The following is a 19,531-nucleotide window of genomic DNA, read 5'->3' on the forward strand; positions in this document are numbered from 1 at the left end:
TTAAAAATTTATTGATTCAGGGGGAGATAAGATGGCATTAGGTAAGTTAAGATTAGAAAAATTATACCGTGACATGGTTATGATTCGCAGATTTGAAGAAGTAATAGAAGTATATGCTGCCAATGGAACAATACCAGGATTTGTTCATTTAAGTATAGGGCAAGAAGCTTGTCAAGCAGGCATAGTTGATGCACTTAGAAAAACAGATTATAAATTTCCAGACCATAGAGGTCATGGAACTATAGCACTTTGTGGTACTGACCCAAAACTTGTAATGGCAGAAATTTTTGCTAAGTCTACAGGAATAAATGGTGGTAGAGGCGGTTCAATGCATATAAATGATATTGAATGTAGAAATATGGGGTTTAATGGAATACAGGGTTCAACTATGGTAACTTGTCTTGGTACAGCTTTTGCATCTGTGTATAAAGAAACAGATGATGTTACAGCAGTATTTCTAGGAGATGGAACTTTAGGAGAAGGAACTTGCCACGAAAGTCTTAATATGGCAGCAACATGGAAACTTCCTATAATATATTGCCTACTTAATAATCAATATGCTATATCTACACACTATACAGATTCACATCCTCAAAAAGAATTAAAAACTTGGGGCGAGGGGTATGAGATTCCAAGTTATAGGGTAGATGGAAATGATGTAGAAGCAGTAATTGAGATAGTGGAAATAGCAGCAGATAGGGCAAGAAAAGGTGAAGGACCAACTTTAATAGAATTTCTCACTTATCGCTGGCAAGGTCATTTTGCAGGAGACCCAGCAGCATATAGACCTGAAGAAGAAGTTAAGTATTGGAAAGATAGAGACCCAATCAAGTTAACTAGAAAGATACTTATTGAAAGAGAAGGTATGTCAGATGAATCACTTAAGCAAATAGAAGAAGAAATAGAGGCTGATGTTCAAGAAATGCTGAGATTCTCATTGGAGAGTCCATCACCAGATATTAAAGATGCAGTTACACACACATATGTTGATAGAGAGGTGGAGATAAGATAATGGGAAGAAAACTTTCATATGGAATGGCAATAAATGAAGCACTTCATCAAGCTATGGAAAATGATGATAGAGTTTTTATACTAGGTGAAGATGTAGCTAAAATGGGTGGAGATTTTGGGATTACTAAAGGAATAATGGCTAAGTGGCCAAATAGAATAAAAGATACAGCTTTATCAGAATCAGCTATATTGGGATTATCAAATGGTGCAGCACTTTGTGGACTAAGACCAGTTCCAGAGATAATGTTTGCAGATTTTTTGGGAGTTTGTTTTGACCAACTTGTAAATAATGCAGCAAAATTAAATTTTATGTTCCAAGGAAAAGCACATTGCCCAATTACTGTTCGTGCTGTACAGGGAGGTGGTATACGCTGTGCATATCATCATTCAGTTTGTGCAGAGTCATGGTTTATGAATACACCTGGGCTTGTAGTAGTTTCACCAACAACACCTTATGAAGCTAAAGGGATGTTGCTTTCAGCTATAAAAAACGATAATCCTGTATTATTTTTAGAACATAAAATGCTATACAATGTCAAAGGAGAGGTGCCAGTTGAGCCATATGAAATTCCTCTATATGAAGCTGAGATTGAAAAAACTGGAAGTGATATTACTATAGTAGCTACTCAAATGATGTTAGGGTTAGCACATAAAGCAGCAAGTCAACTTGAAAAAGAAGGGATTAGTGTAGAGATAATCGACCTTAGAACTGTATTTCCTTATGATAAAAAAACTATAGTAGAGTCAGTTGCGAAAACTAGTCGATTGGTTATTGCTCAAGAAGGTCCAAGAGTTGGAGGATGGGCTGCTGAAATATCTGCAATGATAAATGAAGATGTATTTGAGTATCTAAGTGCACCAATAAAAAGAGTTACATCAATTGATGCTCCAGTAGCATATGCACCAGTTTTAGAGGATTTTGTTCTACCAAAATTAGAAAATCTAATTAAGGCTTGTAAGGAAGTTATGCAATATTAGTCAGGGGAGGATAAACAATGATTACAGAGGTTAAGATGCCGAAGTTTGGTCTTTCTATGGAGGAAGGAACAATTGGCACATGGTTGATTGAAGAAGGAAGTGTAGTAAATAAGGGTGATGAAATTTTAGAAGTTGAAACTGACAAGATTACTAATACTGTTGAAGCACCAGAAAGTGGGGTATTGAGAAAAAAATTTTTTGAAGAGGGCGATATTGCTAATTGTGGAGAACTAATTTGTATAATTGCAGAAGCCAATGAAGATATTAGTGGATTTAACTTGATAGATAAAACTGATAATGAAAAAGAGGTAGATATTTTAAGTTTAGAAAATGCAACTAAGAAAAAAGATTTAAATATAGAGAAAAAAATAACTCCGAGAGCTAAAAAAATAGCTGAGGAAAAAGGAATTAACTATTCAAATATAGAGGGTACAGGAATACATGGTTCAATAACAATTGATGATTTGAAAAATTTCATGAACAATAATCCAGTAGAAGAAGTTATGGAAGTCAATCAAAATAAAGTAGTAGAAAAAGAAGTACGGCAAGAAGTTACCAATATTTCTCAAGTTAATAACATTAAGGTAAACATAGGAGAAAATGATTTGGTAACTAAGATGACACCAATGCAAAATGTAATAGCAAAAAAAATGCATGAGAGTTTATTGACAACAGCTCAAACTACAATTGCCACTGAATTAGAAATTACTAACTTATCAAAAGTATATAAAGGATTGAAAGAAAAGTATAAAAAAGTAGGAGTTAAATTAAGTTATACAGCTCTTATAATAAAGGCTGTAGCTGAAGCACTTGAAAATCATCCTAAACTTAGAACACAAATAGTTGATGAAAATCATTTTAAAGTAAGTAGCGAAATTAATATAGGTGTAGCTGTAGATATTCCAAATGGCTTGGTGGTACCTATAATAAAAAATGCAAATTTAAAAGACTTAAAAACAATATGTATTGAACTAAGTGATTTAAGTGATAGAGCTAAAAATAACAAGTTAAATTCTGATGAAATGAGTAATGGAACTATTACTATAACTAACTTAGGGATGTTTGGAATAACATACTTTACCCCAGTATTAAATACACCAGAAAGTGCAATTTTAGGTATTGGAAGTATAATAGAAAAAGTTCTTGTAAAAGATGGTGCATTTTACGCTGGTTCAACAATGAATATGAGTTTAACTCATGACCATAGAGTAGTAGACGGAGCTCCTGGAGCACGTTTTCTTCAAGAAGTCACACAAAATCTTTTAGATTTTAGATGGATGTAATTCAGCCAGATTTAAAGTGATTTTATAGTATACTAGTAATCTGACAGATAGTTTGTTATGCGTTTCTCGAAAGATTTTTTCTCTCCAAACTATCTGTCAAAATTAAGATATAGCAAAAAATTATATGGAGGTTACTACATGAGAAAAGTAGATTTGATAATTAAAAACGCTTATCTAATTTCAATGAATAATGAGAGGGAAATACTAAATGATGCTTGTATAATAATTGAAAAGAACAAGATAATTGATATAGGAAAGAAGAATTTACTAGAAAAATACATCTCTGAAAAAATTATAGATGCTAGAGGTAAATTTGTTTTACCTGGATTTATAAGTACTCATTCTCATCTATTTCAGACTTTGCTAAAGGGATTAGGAAGAGATAAATTATTGTTAGACTGGCTTGATAGCTCTGTTAGAAGAGCTATACATAAAATAGATGAAGAATGTTGCTATTATGCAGCTTTAACAGGATGTATAGAAGCAATTAGAACAGGTACAACTACTATACTTGACTATATGTACTGTCATGGAAAAGAAGGTCTTGATGATAGTATAATTCAAGCATTTGAAGACTTAGGAATAAGAGGAATACTTGGTAGAGGATTTACAGATACAAGTAAATTCCCAAAAGAATTTGGTTGTACCTATCATGATACAGAACAAAAGTTTTTTGATGATGTCAGAAGATTAGAGAAAAAATATAGAGACCACTCGAGAATAAGTTTAGCATTAGCTCCTGGTATTATATGGGATAACACAGAAGAAGGATACAAAGAAATGAGAAATATAGCCAATGAGCTTCATATTCCAATAACTATGCATTTACTTGAGACTAAGGACGATGATAAATACTGTTTAGAAGATAGAGGTATGAAGACTGTGCCATATCTTGAAAAAGTAGGAATTTTAGGGCCTGACTTTATTGCAGTCCACTGCATACAAATGTCAGATGAAGATATAGAGTTATTTAAAAAATATGATGTTAAAATATCTCATAATCCAGTATCTAATATGGTTCTAGCAGCAGGAGTAGCACCAATTCCAAAGCTTATTGAAAATGGATTGACTATAAGTTTAGCTTGTGATGGCTCAGCGAGTAATGATACTCAAAATATGTTAGAAGTAATGAAAATGACTACATTATTACAAAAAGTTACTCATAGAGATGCAAAGCTTTTACCTTCGTCAAGTGTACTGGAAATGGCAACACTTGGAGGAGCAAAATCCATAAATAAATTAGACTGCTTAGGGTCAATAGAGATAGGAAAAAATGCTGATATTATAATTTATAATCCATATAAAAGTGCAATTTCTATACCAGTTCACGACCCAATTAGTTCATTAATATATTCATCTACTCCAAATAATATAGAAACTTCTATTATAGATGGAAAAGTAGTTATGGATAAGAATCAAATAGTTAATATAGATGAAGAAAAAGTAATCTATAAAACTCAAAAAATATCAAGTAAGTTAATAGAGGATGTTGGTCTAGGAAATATGCAATGGGGAAAAAGAATTTATGGATTATAAAAAATAATTGAGAGAAGGTGGTCAAAGTATGAATAAGCTTGAGTTTTTCAATATACCAAAACATAACTTAAAAATAAATGTATTAAATAGAAATGAAAAGATATTAGACAATATAAAAGAAGAATCTAATGAAAATATCTGTATACCAGATGCTTTAGAGTATTATACAGAGTTGTTTTTTCCAAAATCAAAAGATAAAAGACCATATATATTTTCATCTATGGTGCTTTCATCTGATGGAAAAATGGCATATGAAGACAATAAAGCAGGCCCTTTAATTGGAAAAAATAATTTTGTTGATCCAGATGGAGCCTTGGCAGATTTTTGGGTTTTAAATGTTCTAAGAGCATATTCAGATGCTGTAATTATAGGGGCTAGAACGTTGCAAAATGAACCTGGGATAACATGCCATGTATTTGATGAAAGTTTGACACAGCAAAGAAAAGACTATTTAAATAAAAAATATCAGCCATGTGGAGTAGTAGTTTCTTTTGATGCTAGAGATATTCCATTTGACCATTATACATTTAGAGTTGATAAGAGTCAGGAATATAAAATGGTTATAGCCACATCTCCAAATGGTTGGGATTATATAAAAGAAAATTCTCCTTTAAAACACATATGTATAGGGAGTTTTAATTCAATTAAGGATGTTGATGATTATAAATTTGAAGAATTATACAAAGATTTTGATGTTTGTCCTGTAATTGTTACTGGTAAAGATAGTACTCCAGACTCTAAGATATTACTTTATGTACTTAAAAATCTAGGGATAGAAAAAATGTGTATCGAATCTCCTTCATACTGTACTCACCTAATTGAAAATGAATTATTAGACGAATATTTTATGAATTATTCCATGGTATTTGTTGGTGGAAAAATGACTCCAGGCTGTACAACAGCTTATAGCCATTTAGAACATCCACATTCGGAACTATTGATAGTAGGAATGCATAGAAATAATTTTATTTTTACACGTCAGAAACTTTGCTATGGTATTAAAAATCAAGTAGATTTAACAAGCTATAAATATTGATACTAAAATTTTAATTATAGATATTAATATCTATAACTTAAAAGGAGGAAAAATAAATATGAACGCTGATTTAATCGTAATTGGTGGTGGTCCAGGTGGGTATGTTGCAGCGATTCGAGGAGCTCAACTGGGGTTAAAAGTTATAATTGTAGAAAAGAATGAATTTGGAGGTACTTGTCTAAATACAGGTTGTATTCCTACAAAGACACTATTTAAAGATGCACAGGTTTTAAATTATTTTAATCATGCTGAAGAATATGGGATAAAAGTTGATGAATATAAATTAGACTTGGAAAAAGTTCAGAAAAGAAAGAAACATATAGTTAAGACCTTAACTAGTGGTGTAAAAGGATTATTAAAAGCAAATAAAGTGACTGTAGAAAAGGGAGAAGCAAAGTTAATAAGTAAGGATTCTGTAGAGATAAAATTAGAAGATGGCTCAAAGAAGATAATTAAAGGAAAAAATATTTTAATTGCATCTGGTTCAAAATCTTCTAAGCCTCCTATTAAAGGGATTGATTTGGAGGGAGTAATAACAAGTAAAGAAGCTTTAGAAATAACTAAGTTGCCTCAGAAATTAGTAATAATTGGAGGTGGAGTTATAGGAATTGAGTTTGCAGGAATTTTAAATGAATTTGGTTCAGATGTAACTATAGTTGAGTTCTTGAATAATATAATTCCTATGGTTGATAATGAGGTATCTAGTAGGTTAACTAAACTACTTAATAAAAGGGGGATTAAAATACTACTTTCATCAAAAGTAGAAGAAATATCTAAGAGTGATAAAGAACTAGTAGTAGATATAAATCAGAATGGAGAAAAAACAAAGATTGCTTGTAATAATGTACTTATATCTACAGGAAGAGAGTTAGATGTAGATGGACTAAATCTAGATAATTTAGGCATCAAATATGATAAAAAGGGAATAAAAGTCGATGAAAATTACTGTACATCTGTACCAGGTATTTATGCAATTGGAGATGTAATTGGAGGAATAATGCTTGCACATGTTGCATCTGAAGAAGGCAAAGTAGTTGTTGAACGAATTGTAGGGGAAAAAACAAGTGTAGATTATGACTTAGTACCAAATTCCATTTTTACTTTTCCAGAGGTATCTACAGTTGGATTGTCTGAAGAAGAAGCCAAAAATAAAAACTTAGACTATGTCGTTGGTAAATTTCAGTTTTCTGGTAATGGAAAAGCTCTTACAATGAATGATTCAGATGGTATGGTTAAGGTAATTGCTTCAAAAGATAAGACTACAATATATGGGGTTCATATCATAGGGCCTAATGCTAGTGATTTAATTCATGAAGCTGTAATTGCAATGAAAGCAATGTTGACAGTTGAAGAAGTTGCAAGTACTATGCATGGACATCCAACCTTATCAGAAGCTTTTGCAGAAGCTACTATGGGAATAGTAGGTAAAGCAATACATGTACCTCCTGCTAGAAGGTAGTCTTACAAGAAGTAAAAATGAAGAGTGGTTATATGCAAGAATATTATGTTGAAAGTACTTAAATGTAAAAAGCATTTAAATAAAAAAGTAGTCAAATATTAAAGAGGGAAGTATATAATATGAAATTAAAATCATTTGAAAGACCTTTATTTATTGAAGAGCTAACTTTTAGGATAGATACTAAATTAATAGAAAAGTACTTACAATTAGATTATGAGATTTGGATTAAAGGTCTAGAATTATTAGAAGGATTTGCTGGTTCTGAGATATGGATTAGTGAAAGTAATCCAGGAGAAATAACATCAATAATATATTGGACAGATTACAAGTACTATAAAAATATTGATAAAGATTGGCTAAGTGATAGAAAGAAAAGAATGTCTGAATTAATGGGAGAAGGAAATTTAGAGTTTGTAAGAGCAGAGCATGATGTCAATAAAAAATATAAACTTAGAGAATATAAATAATAAGATTAAGTGCACTAAACAACTATACATAAATAATATTTTAGTTAAAATAAATATCATTTAAGTTAAGAATTAACTAGATTAAGATGTGTATAGCTCAAAATTAATTGTTAATAAATTCATGGTCGTAAAGAAAAATAAAATTTATGGGAGGATTTATTTTATGAAAGAGCACGATACATCAAAATTTCATCTAGAGGGAAAACCGCCTTTTAAGGAAGCTTTACCTTTAGGATTACAGCATTTTGTTTCAATGATAGCTGGTAATATGGTTCCAGCTATGCTTATATCGAATATAGTAGGGCTTGATAAACAGATGTCAACTATGCTTATGCAAGGTGCTATGTTGGTAGCTGGAATAGCAACTTTACTACAATTGTACTCAATACCACTATTTAAAGGGCATAGGCTTGGTTCAAAGCTTCCTGTAATAATGGGAACAAATTATGTGTTTTTAGGTGCATGTCTTTCAGTAGCTGGCAAATATGGGCTTAAAGCTCTTTTTGGAGCTCAAATTGGAGGGGCAATAGTAGTGTTTTTTATAGCCTTTGGAATTAAGAAGATAAGACATTTATTTACTCCAATTATAGCAGGTACAATGATTGCCTGTATGGGTATTAGTCTATTTCCAACCGCTGTAAAAAATTTAGCTGGGGGAGAAGGCTCAGCCACATTTGGAGAACCTATAAATTTCGCAATAGGACTTATAGTTGTTGTAGTCATAATTTTGCTTATGAAATTTGGTAAGGGATTGGTTCAAGATGCTGCAATTTTAATAGGTATAATATTTGGTTATTTAGTATCACTTGCATTTGGATTGGTTGATTTTTCTGCAATTCAAGGGACATCAATACTTTCTTTTCCAAAGCCATTGGCATTTGGTCTAGAATTTAGACTTGATTTGATATTAATGTTTGCCATCTTATTCATGGTAGCTATAGCTGATATGATGGGAGCAGCAACAATTGCTACAATGGGAGCTATGAATAGAGAGGTTACAGATAAAGAATTAGAGTCTGCTACAATGGGAAATGCATTAACATCTATAATTGCATCTGTATTTAGTTCAATACCAACAGGAATATTTGGTCAAAATGCTGCAATCGTAGCTATAAATAAAGTTACTAGTAGATTTGTATTGTCAATTACAGGAGTAGTATTAATTTTAGTTGGATTTTCGCCATTATTGGGTGCAATAATAACTACTATACCTTCATGCATAATAGGAGGGGTCGCTTTAATCGTATTTTCATCAATTGCTATGGCTGGTTATGATATGATAAGTCAATGTGGATTTACGTCAGATAACAATCTTATAGCAGGAGTTTCAATTACCTTAAGTATAGGTATAACTTCAGTTCCTCAGACTTTAGAAAAGTTTCCAGAGATTATTAGAACCTTAGTTGGAAATTCTTGTATAGTATCAGTATTTATTGTAGCAATGATAATTAAATATATATTATCAATAAAATCGAATAAGTCTAATGATATAAACATAGAGGCTTAAATTAAAATTTGTGGGAGGTATAGTTATGGCTAAGATACTAGGAATATGTGGAAGTCCAAGAAAAGGAGCAACTGAATATGCAATACTACAAGCTTTAGAGGAAGCTAAAGAAATACCAGGAATAGAAACTGACTTTTGGACTGTAAGAGGAAAAAATATAGGTCCATGTATACATTGTGATGCTTGTATGAGAAAAGCAGAAAAATGTACTATACAAGATGATATGGGCGAACTAGAGAAAAAATTGTTAGAAGCAGATGGATTTATAATAGGTTCTCCTGTTTATGATATGGGAATAACTGCTCAATTGACTGCTGTGTTAAATAGATTAAGACATATGTATTTAGTACATGGATGTAATTTGCAAAATAAAGTAGGAGCTGCTATAACTACTGGTGGAACTAGATATGGTGGACAAGAAATGGCCAGATTACCAATAATAAATTTCTTTTTAATGCATGAGGTATTGGTAACAGGAGGACTTATTGGAGGATACACTGGTGCTAGTATTTGGAGTAAAGATGCAAAAGAACAAGGTGCAAAAGATGATGAAGTAGGCATGAATACGATAAAAAGACTTGGGAGAGGTCTAGCAGAAGCTGTTAAAATATCTAAATATGGTCTTGAAAAATGGAATATTGAAAAAGAAGAATTAGGAATAACAAGTGAAACTGAAAAAAGTCCTGTAAAAGACCACTAAAATTTATATTGCCCATACGTAAAATTTAATTAGCCCCTCTTAATATATGATACAACCCATCATAAATATTAAGAGGGGTAATTTTGTATTTAAAATTATTTGTAATAAAATAAGATATATTAATAAATATGATAGAATATATATTATAAATTAAATTTTATAAATATAAGGGGGGAACTTTGAGTTCTTATAAATTTCTTATGTTATAAGATTATAAGGGCCAATATTTTATGCGGGAGTTATTAAATGTAACACTTATAATAGTACTTGTTTTAATAAATGCATTTTTTGTAGCTTGTGAATTTGCTATGGTAAAGCTTCGTAGTTCTAGGATAGATACTATGATAGCTGAAGGTAATAATAATGCTAAAAGGTGTAAAATAATAAAAGATAATCTAAATTCATATCTTTCTGCATGTCAACTTGGGATAACACTTTGTTCACTTGCACTAGGATGGATGGGAGAATCTACAGTTAAAGAGTTAATATTGCCAATAATAAGTATATTTAATCTTAGTGAAAGTGTTATATATACAATATCAATTTCTATTTCCTTTTTAATTATAACAATGGTAGAAGTTGTAATAGGGGAGCTTGTTCCTAAAGCCTTAGCACTTTATAATACAGAGAGAATAATGCTAAGTACATCTTTTTTGTTGATTGGATTTTATAAATTGACATATCCAATAATATACTTTTTTAATCTAAGCACTGATTTATTTCTTAAGCCATTTGGATATTCACAAGCAGATGAAGTTGATGAGCCACATACAGGTGATGAAATAAGATTATTAGTTGAAGAAAGCTATAAAAGTGGGCTTATAGATGAATCAGAGCAAAGATTAGTTGACAATATTTTTGAATTTGAAGAAAAGAAAATTAGAGAGATAATGGTACCTAGAACTGATATGATTTGTATATATGAAAGTGACTCGGAGGAAAAGATATTATCTATTTTGAGAGATGAAGGTGTTACTAGGTATCCAGTATGTAAGAAAAATAAAGATGATATATTAGGATTTGTACATATAAGAGATTTGTATAATCAAAAAATAAACAGAAATAAAATTGAACTAGGAGAAATACTTAGAGATATTATATATATATCAGAAAATTGTACTATAGATAAGGCTCTTGAGAAATTAAGAAAAGAAAAACTCCAACTTGCTATAGTGGTAGATGAATATGGTGGTACATCTGGTGTAGTAACAATTGAAGATATACTGGAAGAGATAGTAGGAGAAATTCAAGATGAATTTGATAAAGAAGAAACTCATATTAAGAAAATAGGAACAAGTTCTTACTTAGTTGATGGAACTGAATCAATCAATGATATCAATAAATACTTTGGGCTTGATATAGAACATGATGGATTTGATAGTATAGGTGGTTGGATATCCTATATGCTTGGTTCAAACATTAAAGTAAATCAAAGTGTAACTTTTGAAAATTACAATTTTACTATATTAGAATTGGATAAATTGAGGGTTGTAAAATTAATCATAAAAAGTGTAATATAATTATATCAAAAAATATTGGAGGAATTGTATGCAAAAAGTAGAAGGAATTATTTTTGATATGGATGGAGTTTTGTTTGATTCAGAGAGAATCTCTCTTGAATTTTGGATAGAGACATTTGAAAAGTATGGATACACTATGACTAAAGAAATATATACATCTGTTATGGGAAGGAATCGTAAAGGGATAATAGAAGGTCTTACTAAGATATATGATAGCTCTGTGCCGATATTAGATTTGTATGATGAGAAAACTAAAAATATGATTGAATTTATGGATAGAGAAGGAGCTCCTATCAAATTAGGAGTTAATGAATTAATATCTTTTTTAAAGAAAAATGGGTATAAAATGGCAGTTGCAACCTCTACAAAGCGAGAAAGAGCAGTTAAAAGATTAGCCAAAGCAAATTTAAAAGAATACTTTGATGCTATAGTTTGTGGAGATGATGTTGTAAACTCTAAGCCAAATCCAGAAATATTCTTAAAGGCAGCCAAAAAGATAAATGTTAATCCCGAAAATTGCATTGTTATAGAGGATTCCCCTATGGGAGTAGAGGCTGCTTATAATGGGGGTATAAAATGTATAAATGTACCTGACTTAAAAGAACCAGATGAACAAATTAAAGAACAATCACATAAGATACTTGAAAATTTATTAGAAGTTAGAGAATACCTAAAAAGTTTAGAATCTAAAGAATGTTGTAGCCTATAATATGAAATATTAAATCAAAGAATTTAAATTTAATTTCTTTGATTTAGAATAAATCCATGAATATGAGAAAAAATAATTATAAACAATTAGGAGGAATATTCATGGATAGTGTAGGTTCTCTATTATATTTTTTATTTAATTTTTTCTTGTATGGTTTTATAGGTTGGATAATTGAAAATTTATATAGTTATTTTACTCAAGGTCATTTTCAAGAAGATGGATTTTTGAATGGTCCATTTAAACCAATGTATGCAATTGCAATGTCTATTATAATAGAGGTCTCAAGGTTTATTGACCCAAATAATATATTTGCATTGCTTTTACTATGTTTAGTAGTGCCAACAACAGTAGAGTACATCACAGGCATAATTATGAAGGTATATTTTAATAAGGTATATTGGGATTATTCAGATTATAAGTACAATAATAGAGGAATAATATGTTTAAAATTTTCTATGTACTGGACTATATTGACTTTTATTGGAGTAAGGTATCTTCAAGTGTATGTAGTTGATAATTTATATAGTTTAATAATACCTTATTGGCCAATTATAGCAACTGTATTATTGATAGCATTGTTTGTGGATGAAATTTTTACTATAAAATTCCTGAGAGGAAATAGAGATATAATATAACTTTAGAAGTATAAGGTAAGTTTAGATTGTAGTTAAAAGAAAGCTATGCTAAAATGGTGAAATCATTTAAAGTTAGCTTTCTTTTTTATTTGATGAAGTTAACATTCTAATAAGTTTCAAAAGTTTATATAGAGTATTATTTATTATATGGTATTACTTATTTAAAATAAATTATAAAAAATGAGGAGTGTTTGAATGGTGAGTAAAATAAGATTTTGTATTATTGGTACAAGTAATATATCAAAACTATTTTTAAGAGCTGCATCTAGGATTGAAGAGTTTGAACTAGTTGCTGTATATTCAAGAGATTTAGAAAAAGCTAAGGAATTTGGAAAGATGCATGGGGCAAGTCTGTTTTTTGACGATTTAGAAACCATGGCTAAATCAGATGTTATAGATGCTATATACATAGCTTCTCCAAACTCAATGCATTCAAAACAAGCTGTTACCTGTTTAAAACACAAAAAACATGTGTTGTGTGAAAAATCATTAGCATCTAACTTAGAGGAAGTAAAATTAATGATAAAGGTTGCAAGGGACAATAATGTATTGCTTATGGAAGCTATGAGAATTACATGTGTTCCAAATTTTAAAGCAGTTAAAGAAAATTTACATAAGATAGGTAAAATAAGAAGATTTTTTGGAAGCTATTGTCAGTATTCTTCAAGATATGATAAATATAAAAATGGAATTATAGAAAATGCATTTAAAAAAGAACTGTCAAATGGTTCATTGATGGATATTGGAGTGTACTGCATACACCCTATGATAAATCTATTTGGTGCTCCAAAATGTGTAAAATCATTTTCTCATATGCTTCAAACTGGAGTAGATGGAGAAGGTTTGGCTATATTCCAATATGATGGTATGGATGCAGTAGTTCAGTATTCTAAAATAGCTGATTCTTACATACCATCTGAGATACAAGGAGAAAAGGGAAGTATAATAATCGAAAAACTTAATTTATTTGAAAGGGTGGTTATTAGATATAAAGATGGAACTGAAGAAGATATATCTATTTTAAAGGAAAAAGAAGAAGAGAAACCTAGAGAAATAGAAGGAATATATCATGAACTTATTGAGTTTATAACTCTTATAAATAATAATAAAATAGAGTCTGGTATAAACTCACATGAAAATTCAAAGATAGTAATGGGAATTATGGATGAGATAAGAAGACAAGGAAAGATTGTCTATCCAGCTGACAGTCTGTAATTTATTTAAAAATATATAGGATATGAGGTGGTAAATATGGAGAATATAAATTGGGCTATATTGGGTCCTGGAACTATTGCATCAGAATTTGCACAAGCTATGAGTGAGGTGAATTGTAAAGTGTATGCTGTTGCTTCAAGAAGTCTTGAAAGAGCAAAAAACTTTGCAAATAAGTTTGATATAGAAAATGTGTATGATGATTATGATAAAATGCTAGAGAATAAGAATATAGATGTAGTGTATATATCTACTCCACATTGCAATCACTATGAATATATAATGAAAAGTCTAAAAAATGGTAAACATGTGTTGTGTGAAAAAGCTATAACAGTAAATGGAAGTCAACTAACTGATATTATAACTTTAGCTATTGAAAAGAACTTAATAGTAGCAGAGGCGATGACTATTTATTATATGCCTTTATATAAAAAATTAAAGGAGATAGTAGAGTCTGGAAGTTTGGGAAAAATTAAAATGATACAAGTATCCTTTGGAAGTTGCAAGGATTATGATGTTAATAATAGATTTTTTAGTCAAGATTTAGCTGGTGGGGCATTGCTTGATATTGGTACATATGCACTTTCATTTGCTAGGTACTTTATGTCATCTCAACCGAATGAAATTTTAACAACTGTTAAGAAATTTGAAACAGGTGTGGATGAACAATCTGGAATAATTTTAAAGAATTCTGAGAATGAGATGGCTGTAATATCATTAACTATGAGAGCTAAGATGCCAAAAAGAGGTATTCTTGCATGTGAATTAGGATTTATAACTGTAGAAAATTTCCCAAGAGCATCAAAAGCTACAATAACTTATACAGATGGTGGAAGAATTGAAACTCTAGAATATGGTGATACAGAAAAAGCTTTAAAGTATGAAATTGAATATGTCAATAATTGTATATTAAATAAAACAAAAGCCAATACTCTAGAATCATCTATAGATGTCATGAATTTAATGGATGAAATAAGAAAGCAATGGGGATTAAGATATACTTTTGAGTAAATTTAATTTTAAAATAAGTTAAATTGTATACACAATTAAGTATTAAAATGTCAAATTATAAAAAGAAGAAAATCACTAAAAAGATTCCTTTTTCAGTGAATTTCTTCTTTTTTTTTACAAATTTGTAACAGAATAAAAAAAAGTTTTGGAGATTTTATTACAATTTTGTAGTTGAATATATACATTAAAACTAATATGATTAATAATAACATAAATTTGAATATTTTTAGAGGAGAGAAAATATGAGAAAATTGATATACTTTATTACACCATTTATAATAGGCGTAGTATTTTTATTTGGGTTAGACAAATTTCTTGATTCTAAAACTGATGAACTTTTGAGGGAGAAAAATCTACTTCCAATTATGGATGATACTTTAAGTGATATAAAGGATAAAGGTGTTACAGCAAATAATCATTTTTTGAGAGAAAAAGATATTATGATTTTGGGGTCATCAGAACTTAGTAATTCAACAAAACAACATCCAAAGTACTATTTTAATACAGATAGGAGCAAAAACAAAGTATTTGCAATTGGTAGAGCTTATACTCAGACATTACAAGATGCTGCAGTGTTAGGAAGTATGAATCCTAATATTGATAATAAGAAGGTTGTCTTGTTAATTTCTATGCAATGGTTTATGGAAAAAGATGGAGTCACAAGTCACCATTACCAGTCTAGGTTTTCACCAATACAATTTTATCGTTTTTTAGATAATCCAAAGATATCTAAACAAAATAAGATTGAATATATAAAAAAATCAAGTAAGCTTTTATGGGGTAGTGACGAATATAAGGCAGAAGCATTGTATGCCAAGCTATATGAACCTAAGACAGTGTATGAGAAAGCTGAGAAGGTGTTATTAGAGCCTTATTTTCAAGGGAGAAAATACTGTATAGAGCTTAAAGAAAAAGGGATACTTTATAAGAAATTAATTAGGCTAGATAAACACAAAAAAGAAGGAAGAAAAAAACCTATAAATTGGTCACATGAGAAAAAGAAAGCTATTGAAGATGCTAAGAAGAGAGTAGGTAACAATCCTCTAAACATTGACAAGTATTATTACAATGAGCATTTTAAAGATGGTCTAGAGCAATATAGAGGAAGAGACAAGGGCATAGACTTAGTAACATCTAAGGAATTTGAAAGTTATAAGCTTTTATTAAATGTATGCAAGGACTTAGATATTAAACCAGTTGTTGTACTAATTCCAAGTATGGGCAAATTCTATGATTTAACTGGTATCTCTGAGAAAGAAAGAAATCAGTTTTATGATAAGGCACAGAATATAGCAGAAAGTAAAGGCTTTGAAGTTATGAATCTTAAAGATAAAGGTAAAGAGAAATATTATTTAAGAGATGTAATGCATCTTGGAACGAAAGGATGGGTAGATGTCTGTGAGAGATTATTTAAAATATTTAAAGAGCAATAAAGAATTAGTAACTAGTATTTGTTTAACTATGATTATAATATTGGCAATAGGTGTTTTAACATTTACACCATTTAAAGAGTTGCCATTTATTTATAATGGATTTTAAAGGAGAATTTTTATATGAAAATTATTGAAGGAATAAAAAAATATTCAAATACAAATAGAATAGCATTGACATGTAATGGAGATAAACTTTCTTATAAAGATTTAAATGAGTATTCAGATGCTATATCAGTTTTTCTAAAAAATGTATACAAAGAAGAAGATACTCCTATAGTAATCTATGGTAATAAAGAAAATATGATAATGGCATGTATGATAGGAGCTTTAAAATCAGGTAGAGCATATGTTCCTCTTGATATTAGTTTTCCACTAGATAGAGTTTTTGAAGTTACTAAGGAAGTAAAACCAAAAGTATTATTTAACTTTAGTGATGAAAAAGACTTTGGAGATATCAATGTAATTGATAAGAATAAATTAAATGATATAATAAGTGAGTATAAAGGAAAGTCATTACATAAAGAAAACTGGGTAAAAGGTGACGAGAATGCATATATACTATTTACATCAGGTAGTACTGGAAAGCCAAAAGGGGTTCAAATAAGTTCAAATAACTTAGATAGTTTTGTAGATTGGATAAGTCCTTATTTAAATATAGATGGAAGTGAAAAAGTAATAATGAATCAAGCAGCATATTCTTTTGACCTTTCAGTGACAACAATATATCCTGGTCTTGTTCATGGAGCTACATTATTTTCAATATCAAAAGATGTACTAGCAGATTATAAAGAGCTATTCAAACAATTTGGCGAATCTAATATTGCAGTATGGGTATCAACACCTTCTTTTGCAGGTGTATGTGTAACAGAAAAAGAGTTTAATAGTAAGATGCTTCCTAAACTTGAATCCATGATATTTATAGGAGAAGCACTTTCAAAAAATCTTACTAAAGAACTTATGAGTAGATTTCCAAATACAAGAGTTATCAATGGATATGGACCAACTGAAGCTACTGTTGGCGTAAGTGTAAATGATATGACTCAAGAAGCTATAGATGATGAAAAGAGCCTTCCAGTTGGATATCCTATGCAAAATTGTAAAATAAAAATACTTGATGAAAATGGAAATGAACTGAAAGAAAATGAAAAAGGTGAGATTATAATAGTTGGACCATCAGTTTCAAAAGGTTACTTTAATAATAAAGAGAAGACTGAAGAAGTATTTTTCTATGATGAAATAGATAGTGTAAAGTGGCGAGCTTATAAAACTGGTGATATGGGATATCTCTTAGATGGAAATATATACTATTGTGGAAGAAAAGATTTTCAAATTAAGTTAAATGGATTTAGGATTGAAATAGAAGATATAGAAAATAATTTGAGAAAAGTTCATAATGTAAAAAACGCAGTAGTTTTACCAATATATAAGGATGAAAAAATTGCTTATTTAAAAGGTATTGTTGAGTTAAATGAGAAGAATGATTTAGGTAATATCAAAAATGGGATGATGATAAAAAAGGAACTAGGAAAGTATATACCTTCGTATATGATTCCAAGAAATATTGCAATAATTTCTGAGTTTCCAACAAATATCAATGGTAAAATAGACAGAAAGAAACTTATGGAGGAAATTTAATGATTTTTTCACAGTATGGAGATTATTTTTATCTTTACATATTATTATTAACATCAATACCAGCAGTGATTTTAGGTTTAATGGGTAAAAATATAAAGTATTATGGTATGTTGGCAAGTTTATTTATGATATTTTTGATTGTAGGAATAGATGTTCAGTTTAAATACTTGTTGATATTTATCATTTTAGAAGTAATAATAGTCAAAGGATACGAATATGTAAGAAGAAAAACTAAAAACAAATATATCTATTGGGGATTTTTGTCTGCATCAATGCTTCCGATAATAATTAATAAAATATCTCCAGTTACATCTTTTGGATTGATTGGATTTATTGGAATATCATACTTAAATTTCAGGGCTATACAAATGGTTATTGAAATTTATGATGGTGCTATAAAAGAAGTTAAGATTTCAGATATGCTTTATTTTATGTTGTTTTTTCCAACACTGAGTTCTGGTCCTATTGACAGGTCAAGACGATTTGAACAGGATTTAGAGAAGAAAATATCTAGAAAAGAGTATCTAGAAGAATACTTATTGCCTGGAATAAAAAACATTGTTATGGGAGTAGGTTATAAGTTTGTTATAGCATTTTTGATAAATACATATTGGGTGTCAATAATACCTAAAGATATGAGGTTTATAAACATTTTAAGTTATATGTATGCATATAGTTTATACCTGTTCTTTGATTTTGCAGGATACAGTTTATTTGCTATAGGTACAGGATATATATTTGGAATAAAAGTACCTATAAACTTTGATAAACCATTTATAAGTAAGGATATGAAAGAGTTTTGGACAAGATGGCATATAAGTCTTTCAAGATGGTTTGGAGATTATATTTTTTCAAGATTTGTTATGTCTTCAATGAGAAAGAAAAGATTTAAGAAAAGAACTACTGCTGCTCATGTAGCTCAGATGATAACAATGATAACAATGGGATTTTGGCATGGACTAACTTGGTTTTACATTGCTTATGGTGTGTATCAAGGCTTAGCACTTGTCTTAACTGATATATATCAGAGAAAATCTAAATTTTATAAGAAACATAAAAAAGAAAAATGGTTTGAGAGAGTTCAAATTTTCATTACATTCCATATTGTATGTTTTGGATTATTGATATTCTCAGGATATTTAGCTTAATTTTAAGGAGGCAAATTTATGCAGGAAACAGTTATAGAAATATTTGAAGATGTATTAGGAACTGATGAGATAAGAGATGATTTAGACCTTAACTTATTTGAAACAGAGCTTTTAGACTCATTAGCTATAATTGAAGTTTTACTTGAGATTGAAAATAGACTTGGAATAGAACTTCAACCAACTGATTTAGAAAGAAAAGACATGTCTACTGTAAATAATTTAGTAAAATTCTTAGAAACAAGAAAATAAAT

General features: G+C 29.8%; 19 protein-coding genes. All 19 read left to right on the forward strand.

Going from position 1 to position 19,531, the window contains the following annotated elements; translation table 11 throughout:
- Window positions 1–31: 31 nt before the first annotated feature.
- Window positions 32–1,012 carry a thiamine pyrophosphate-dependent dehydrogenase E1 component subunit alpha gene (locus IC213_RS07845; protein WP_227482058.1) on the forward strand — a complete coding sequence of 327 codons (981 nt, stop codon included), beginning with the start codon at window positions 32–34 and terminating at the stop codon, window positions 1,010–1,012.
- Window positions 1,012–1,989: an alpha-ketoacid dehydrogenase subunit beta gene (locus tag IC213_RS07850; RefSeq protein ID WP_227434351.1), complete on the forward strand. Its 978-nt coding sequence runs from the start codon at window positions 1,012–1,014 to the stop codon at window positions 1,987–1,989. The genes IC213_RS07845 and IC213_RS07850 overlap by 1 nt, the downstream gene beginning before the upstream one ends.
- Before the next feature lie 17 nt (window positions 1,990–2,006).
- The gene (locus IC213_RS07855) at window positions 2,007–3,272 is read left to right on the forward strand and encodes a dihydrolipoamide acetyltransferase family protein (protein ID WP_227482059.1); all 1,266 of its coding nucleotides are present in this window, start codon (window positions 2,007–2,009) and stop codon (window positions 3,270–3,272) included.
- Between the two features lie 138 nt (window positions 3,273–3,410).
- Entirely contained in the window at window positions 3,411–4,808 is a 1,398-nt protein-coding gene (locus tag IC213_RS07860; protein ID WP_227482060.1) for an amidohydrolase, read from the forward strand.
- A gap of 28 nt (window positions 4,809–4,836) precedes the next feature.
- Window positions 4,837–5,844, forward strand: a complete 1,008-nt coding sequence (locus IC213_RS07865; protein WP_227482061.1) for a dihydrofolate reductase family protein — start codon at window positions 4,837–4,839, stop codon at window positions 5,842–5,844.
- 58 nt (window positions 5,845–5,902) lie between these two features.
- Window positions 5,903–7,303 carry a dihydrolipoyl dehydrogenase gene (gene lpdA, locus IC213_RS07870; RefSeq protein WP_227862959.1) on the forward strand — a complete coding sequence of 467 codons (1,401 nt, stop codon included), beginning with the start codon at window positions 5,903–5,905 and terminating at the stop codon, window positions 7,301–7,303.
- Window positions 7,304–7,422: 119 nt separating this feature from the next.
- Window positions 7,423–7,770 (forward strand): TIGR03792 family protein, encoded by a 348-nt coding sequence (locus tag IC213_RS07875; RefSeq protein WP_227824339.1) that lies wholly within the window; start codon window positions 7,423–7,425, stop codon window positions 7,768–7,770.
- Window positions 7,771–7,933: 163 nt separating this feature from the next.
- On the forward strand, window positions 7,934–9,277 hold the full coding sequence (locus IC213_RS07880; protein WP_227862960.1) for a solute carrier family 23 protein: 1,344 nt from the start codon (window positions 7,934–7,936) through the stop codon (window positions 9,275–9,277).
- A gap of 25 nt (window positions 9,278–9,302) precedes the next feature.
- A complete protein-coding gene (locus IC213_RS07885; RefSeq protein ID WP_227434358.1) occupies window positions 9,303–9,977 on the forward strand; it encodes a flavodoxin family protein in 675 nt (224 codons plus the stop codon).
- Window positions 9,978–10,207: 230 nt separating this feature from the next.
- Entirely contained in the window at window positions 10,208–11,497 is a 1,290-nt protein-coding gene (locus IC213_RS07890) for a hemolysin family protein (protein ID WP_227434359.1), read from the forward strand.
- A 28-nt stretch (window positions 11,498–11,525) separates the two neighbouring features.
- Window positions 11,526–12,206: an HAD family hydrolase gene (locus IC213_RS07895; protein ID WP_227434360.1), complete on the forward strand. Its 681-nt coding sequence runs from the start codon at window positions 11,526–11,528 to the stop codon at window positions 12,204–12,206.
- A 101-nt stretch (window positions 12,207–12,307) separates the two neighbouring features.
- Complete coding sequence (locus tag IC213_RS07900; RefSeq protein ID WP_227434361.1) at window positions 12,308–12,841, forward strand: putative ABC transporter permease; 534 nt, start codon at window positions 12,308–12,310, stop codon at window positions 12,839–12,841.
- Between the two features lie 195 nt (window positions 12,842–13,036).
- Window positions 13,037–14,056: a Gfo/Idh/MocA family protein gene (locus IC213_RS07905; RefSeq protein ID WP_227862961.1), complete on the forward strand. Its 1,020-nt coding sequence runs from the start codon at window positions 13,037–13,039 to the stop codon at window positions 14,054–14,056.
- Between the two features lie 36 nt (window positions 14,057–14,092).
- Window positions 14,093–15,064, forward strand: coding sequence for a Gfo/Idh/MocA family protein (locus IC213_RS07910; protein ID WP_227824333.1), 972 nt, complete (start codon window positions 14,093–14,095; stop codon window positions 15,062–15,064).
- Between the two features lie 242 nt (window positions 15,065–15,306).
- Window positions 15,307–16,497 carry a D-alanyl-lipoteichoic acid biosynthesis protein DltD gene (dltD, locus tag IC213_RS07915; protein WP_227434364.1) on the forward strand — a complete coding sequence of 397 codons (1,191 nt, stop codon included), beginning with the start codon at window positions 15,307–15,309 and terminating at the stop codon, window positions 16,495–16,497.
- Complete coding sequence (locus IC213_RS07920; protein ID WP_227434522.1) at window positions 16,463–16,603, forward strand: hypothetical protein; 141 nt, start codon at window positions 16,463–16,465, stop codon at window positions 16,601–16,603. The genes dltD and IC213_RS07920 overlap by 35 nt, the downstream gene beginning before the upstream one ends.
- 14 nt (window positions 16,604–16,617) lie before the next feature.
- Window positions 16,618–18,132, forward strand: coding sequence for a D-alanine--poly(phosphoribitol) ligase (locus tag IC213_RS07925; RefSeq protein WP_227434365.1), 1,515 nt, complete (start codon window positions 16,618–16,620; stop codon window positions 18,130–18,132).
- Window positions 18,132–19,280 carry a D-alanyl-lipoteichoic acid biosynthesis protein DltB gene (gene dltB / locus IC213_RS07930; protein WP_227434366.1) on the forward strand — a complete coding sequence of 383 codons (1,149 nt, stop codon included), beginning with the start codon at window positions 18,132–18,134 and terminating at the stop codon, window positions 19,278–19,280. Before IC213_RS07925 ends, dltB begins: the two co-directional genes overlap by 1 nt.
- A gap of 18 nt (window positions 19,281–19,298) precedes the next feature.
- Window positions 19,299–19,529, forward strand: a complete 231-nt coding sequence (dltC, locus tag IC213_RS07935) for a D-alanine--poly(phosphoribitol) ligase subunit DltC (RefSeq protein WP_227434367.1) — start codon at window positions 19,299–19,301, stop codon at window positions 19,527–19,529.
- Window positions 19,530–19,531 lie beyond the last annotated feature (2 nt).

Origin of the sequence: Clostridioides sp. ES-S-0049-02, from assembly GCF_020658465.1 — a bacterium.
GTDB lineage: Bacteria > Bacillota > Clostridia > Peptostreptococcales > Peptostreptococcaceae > Clostridioides.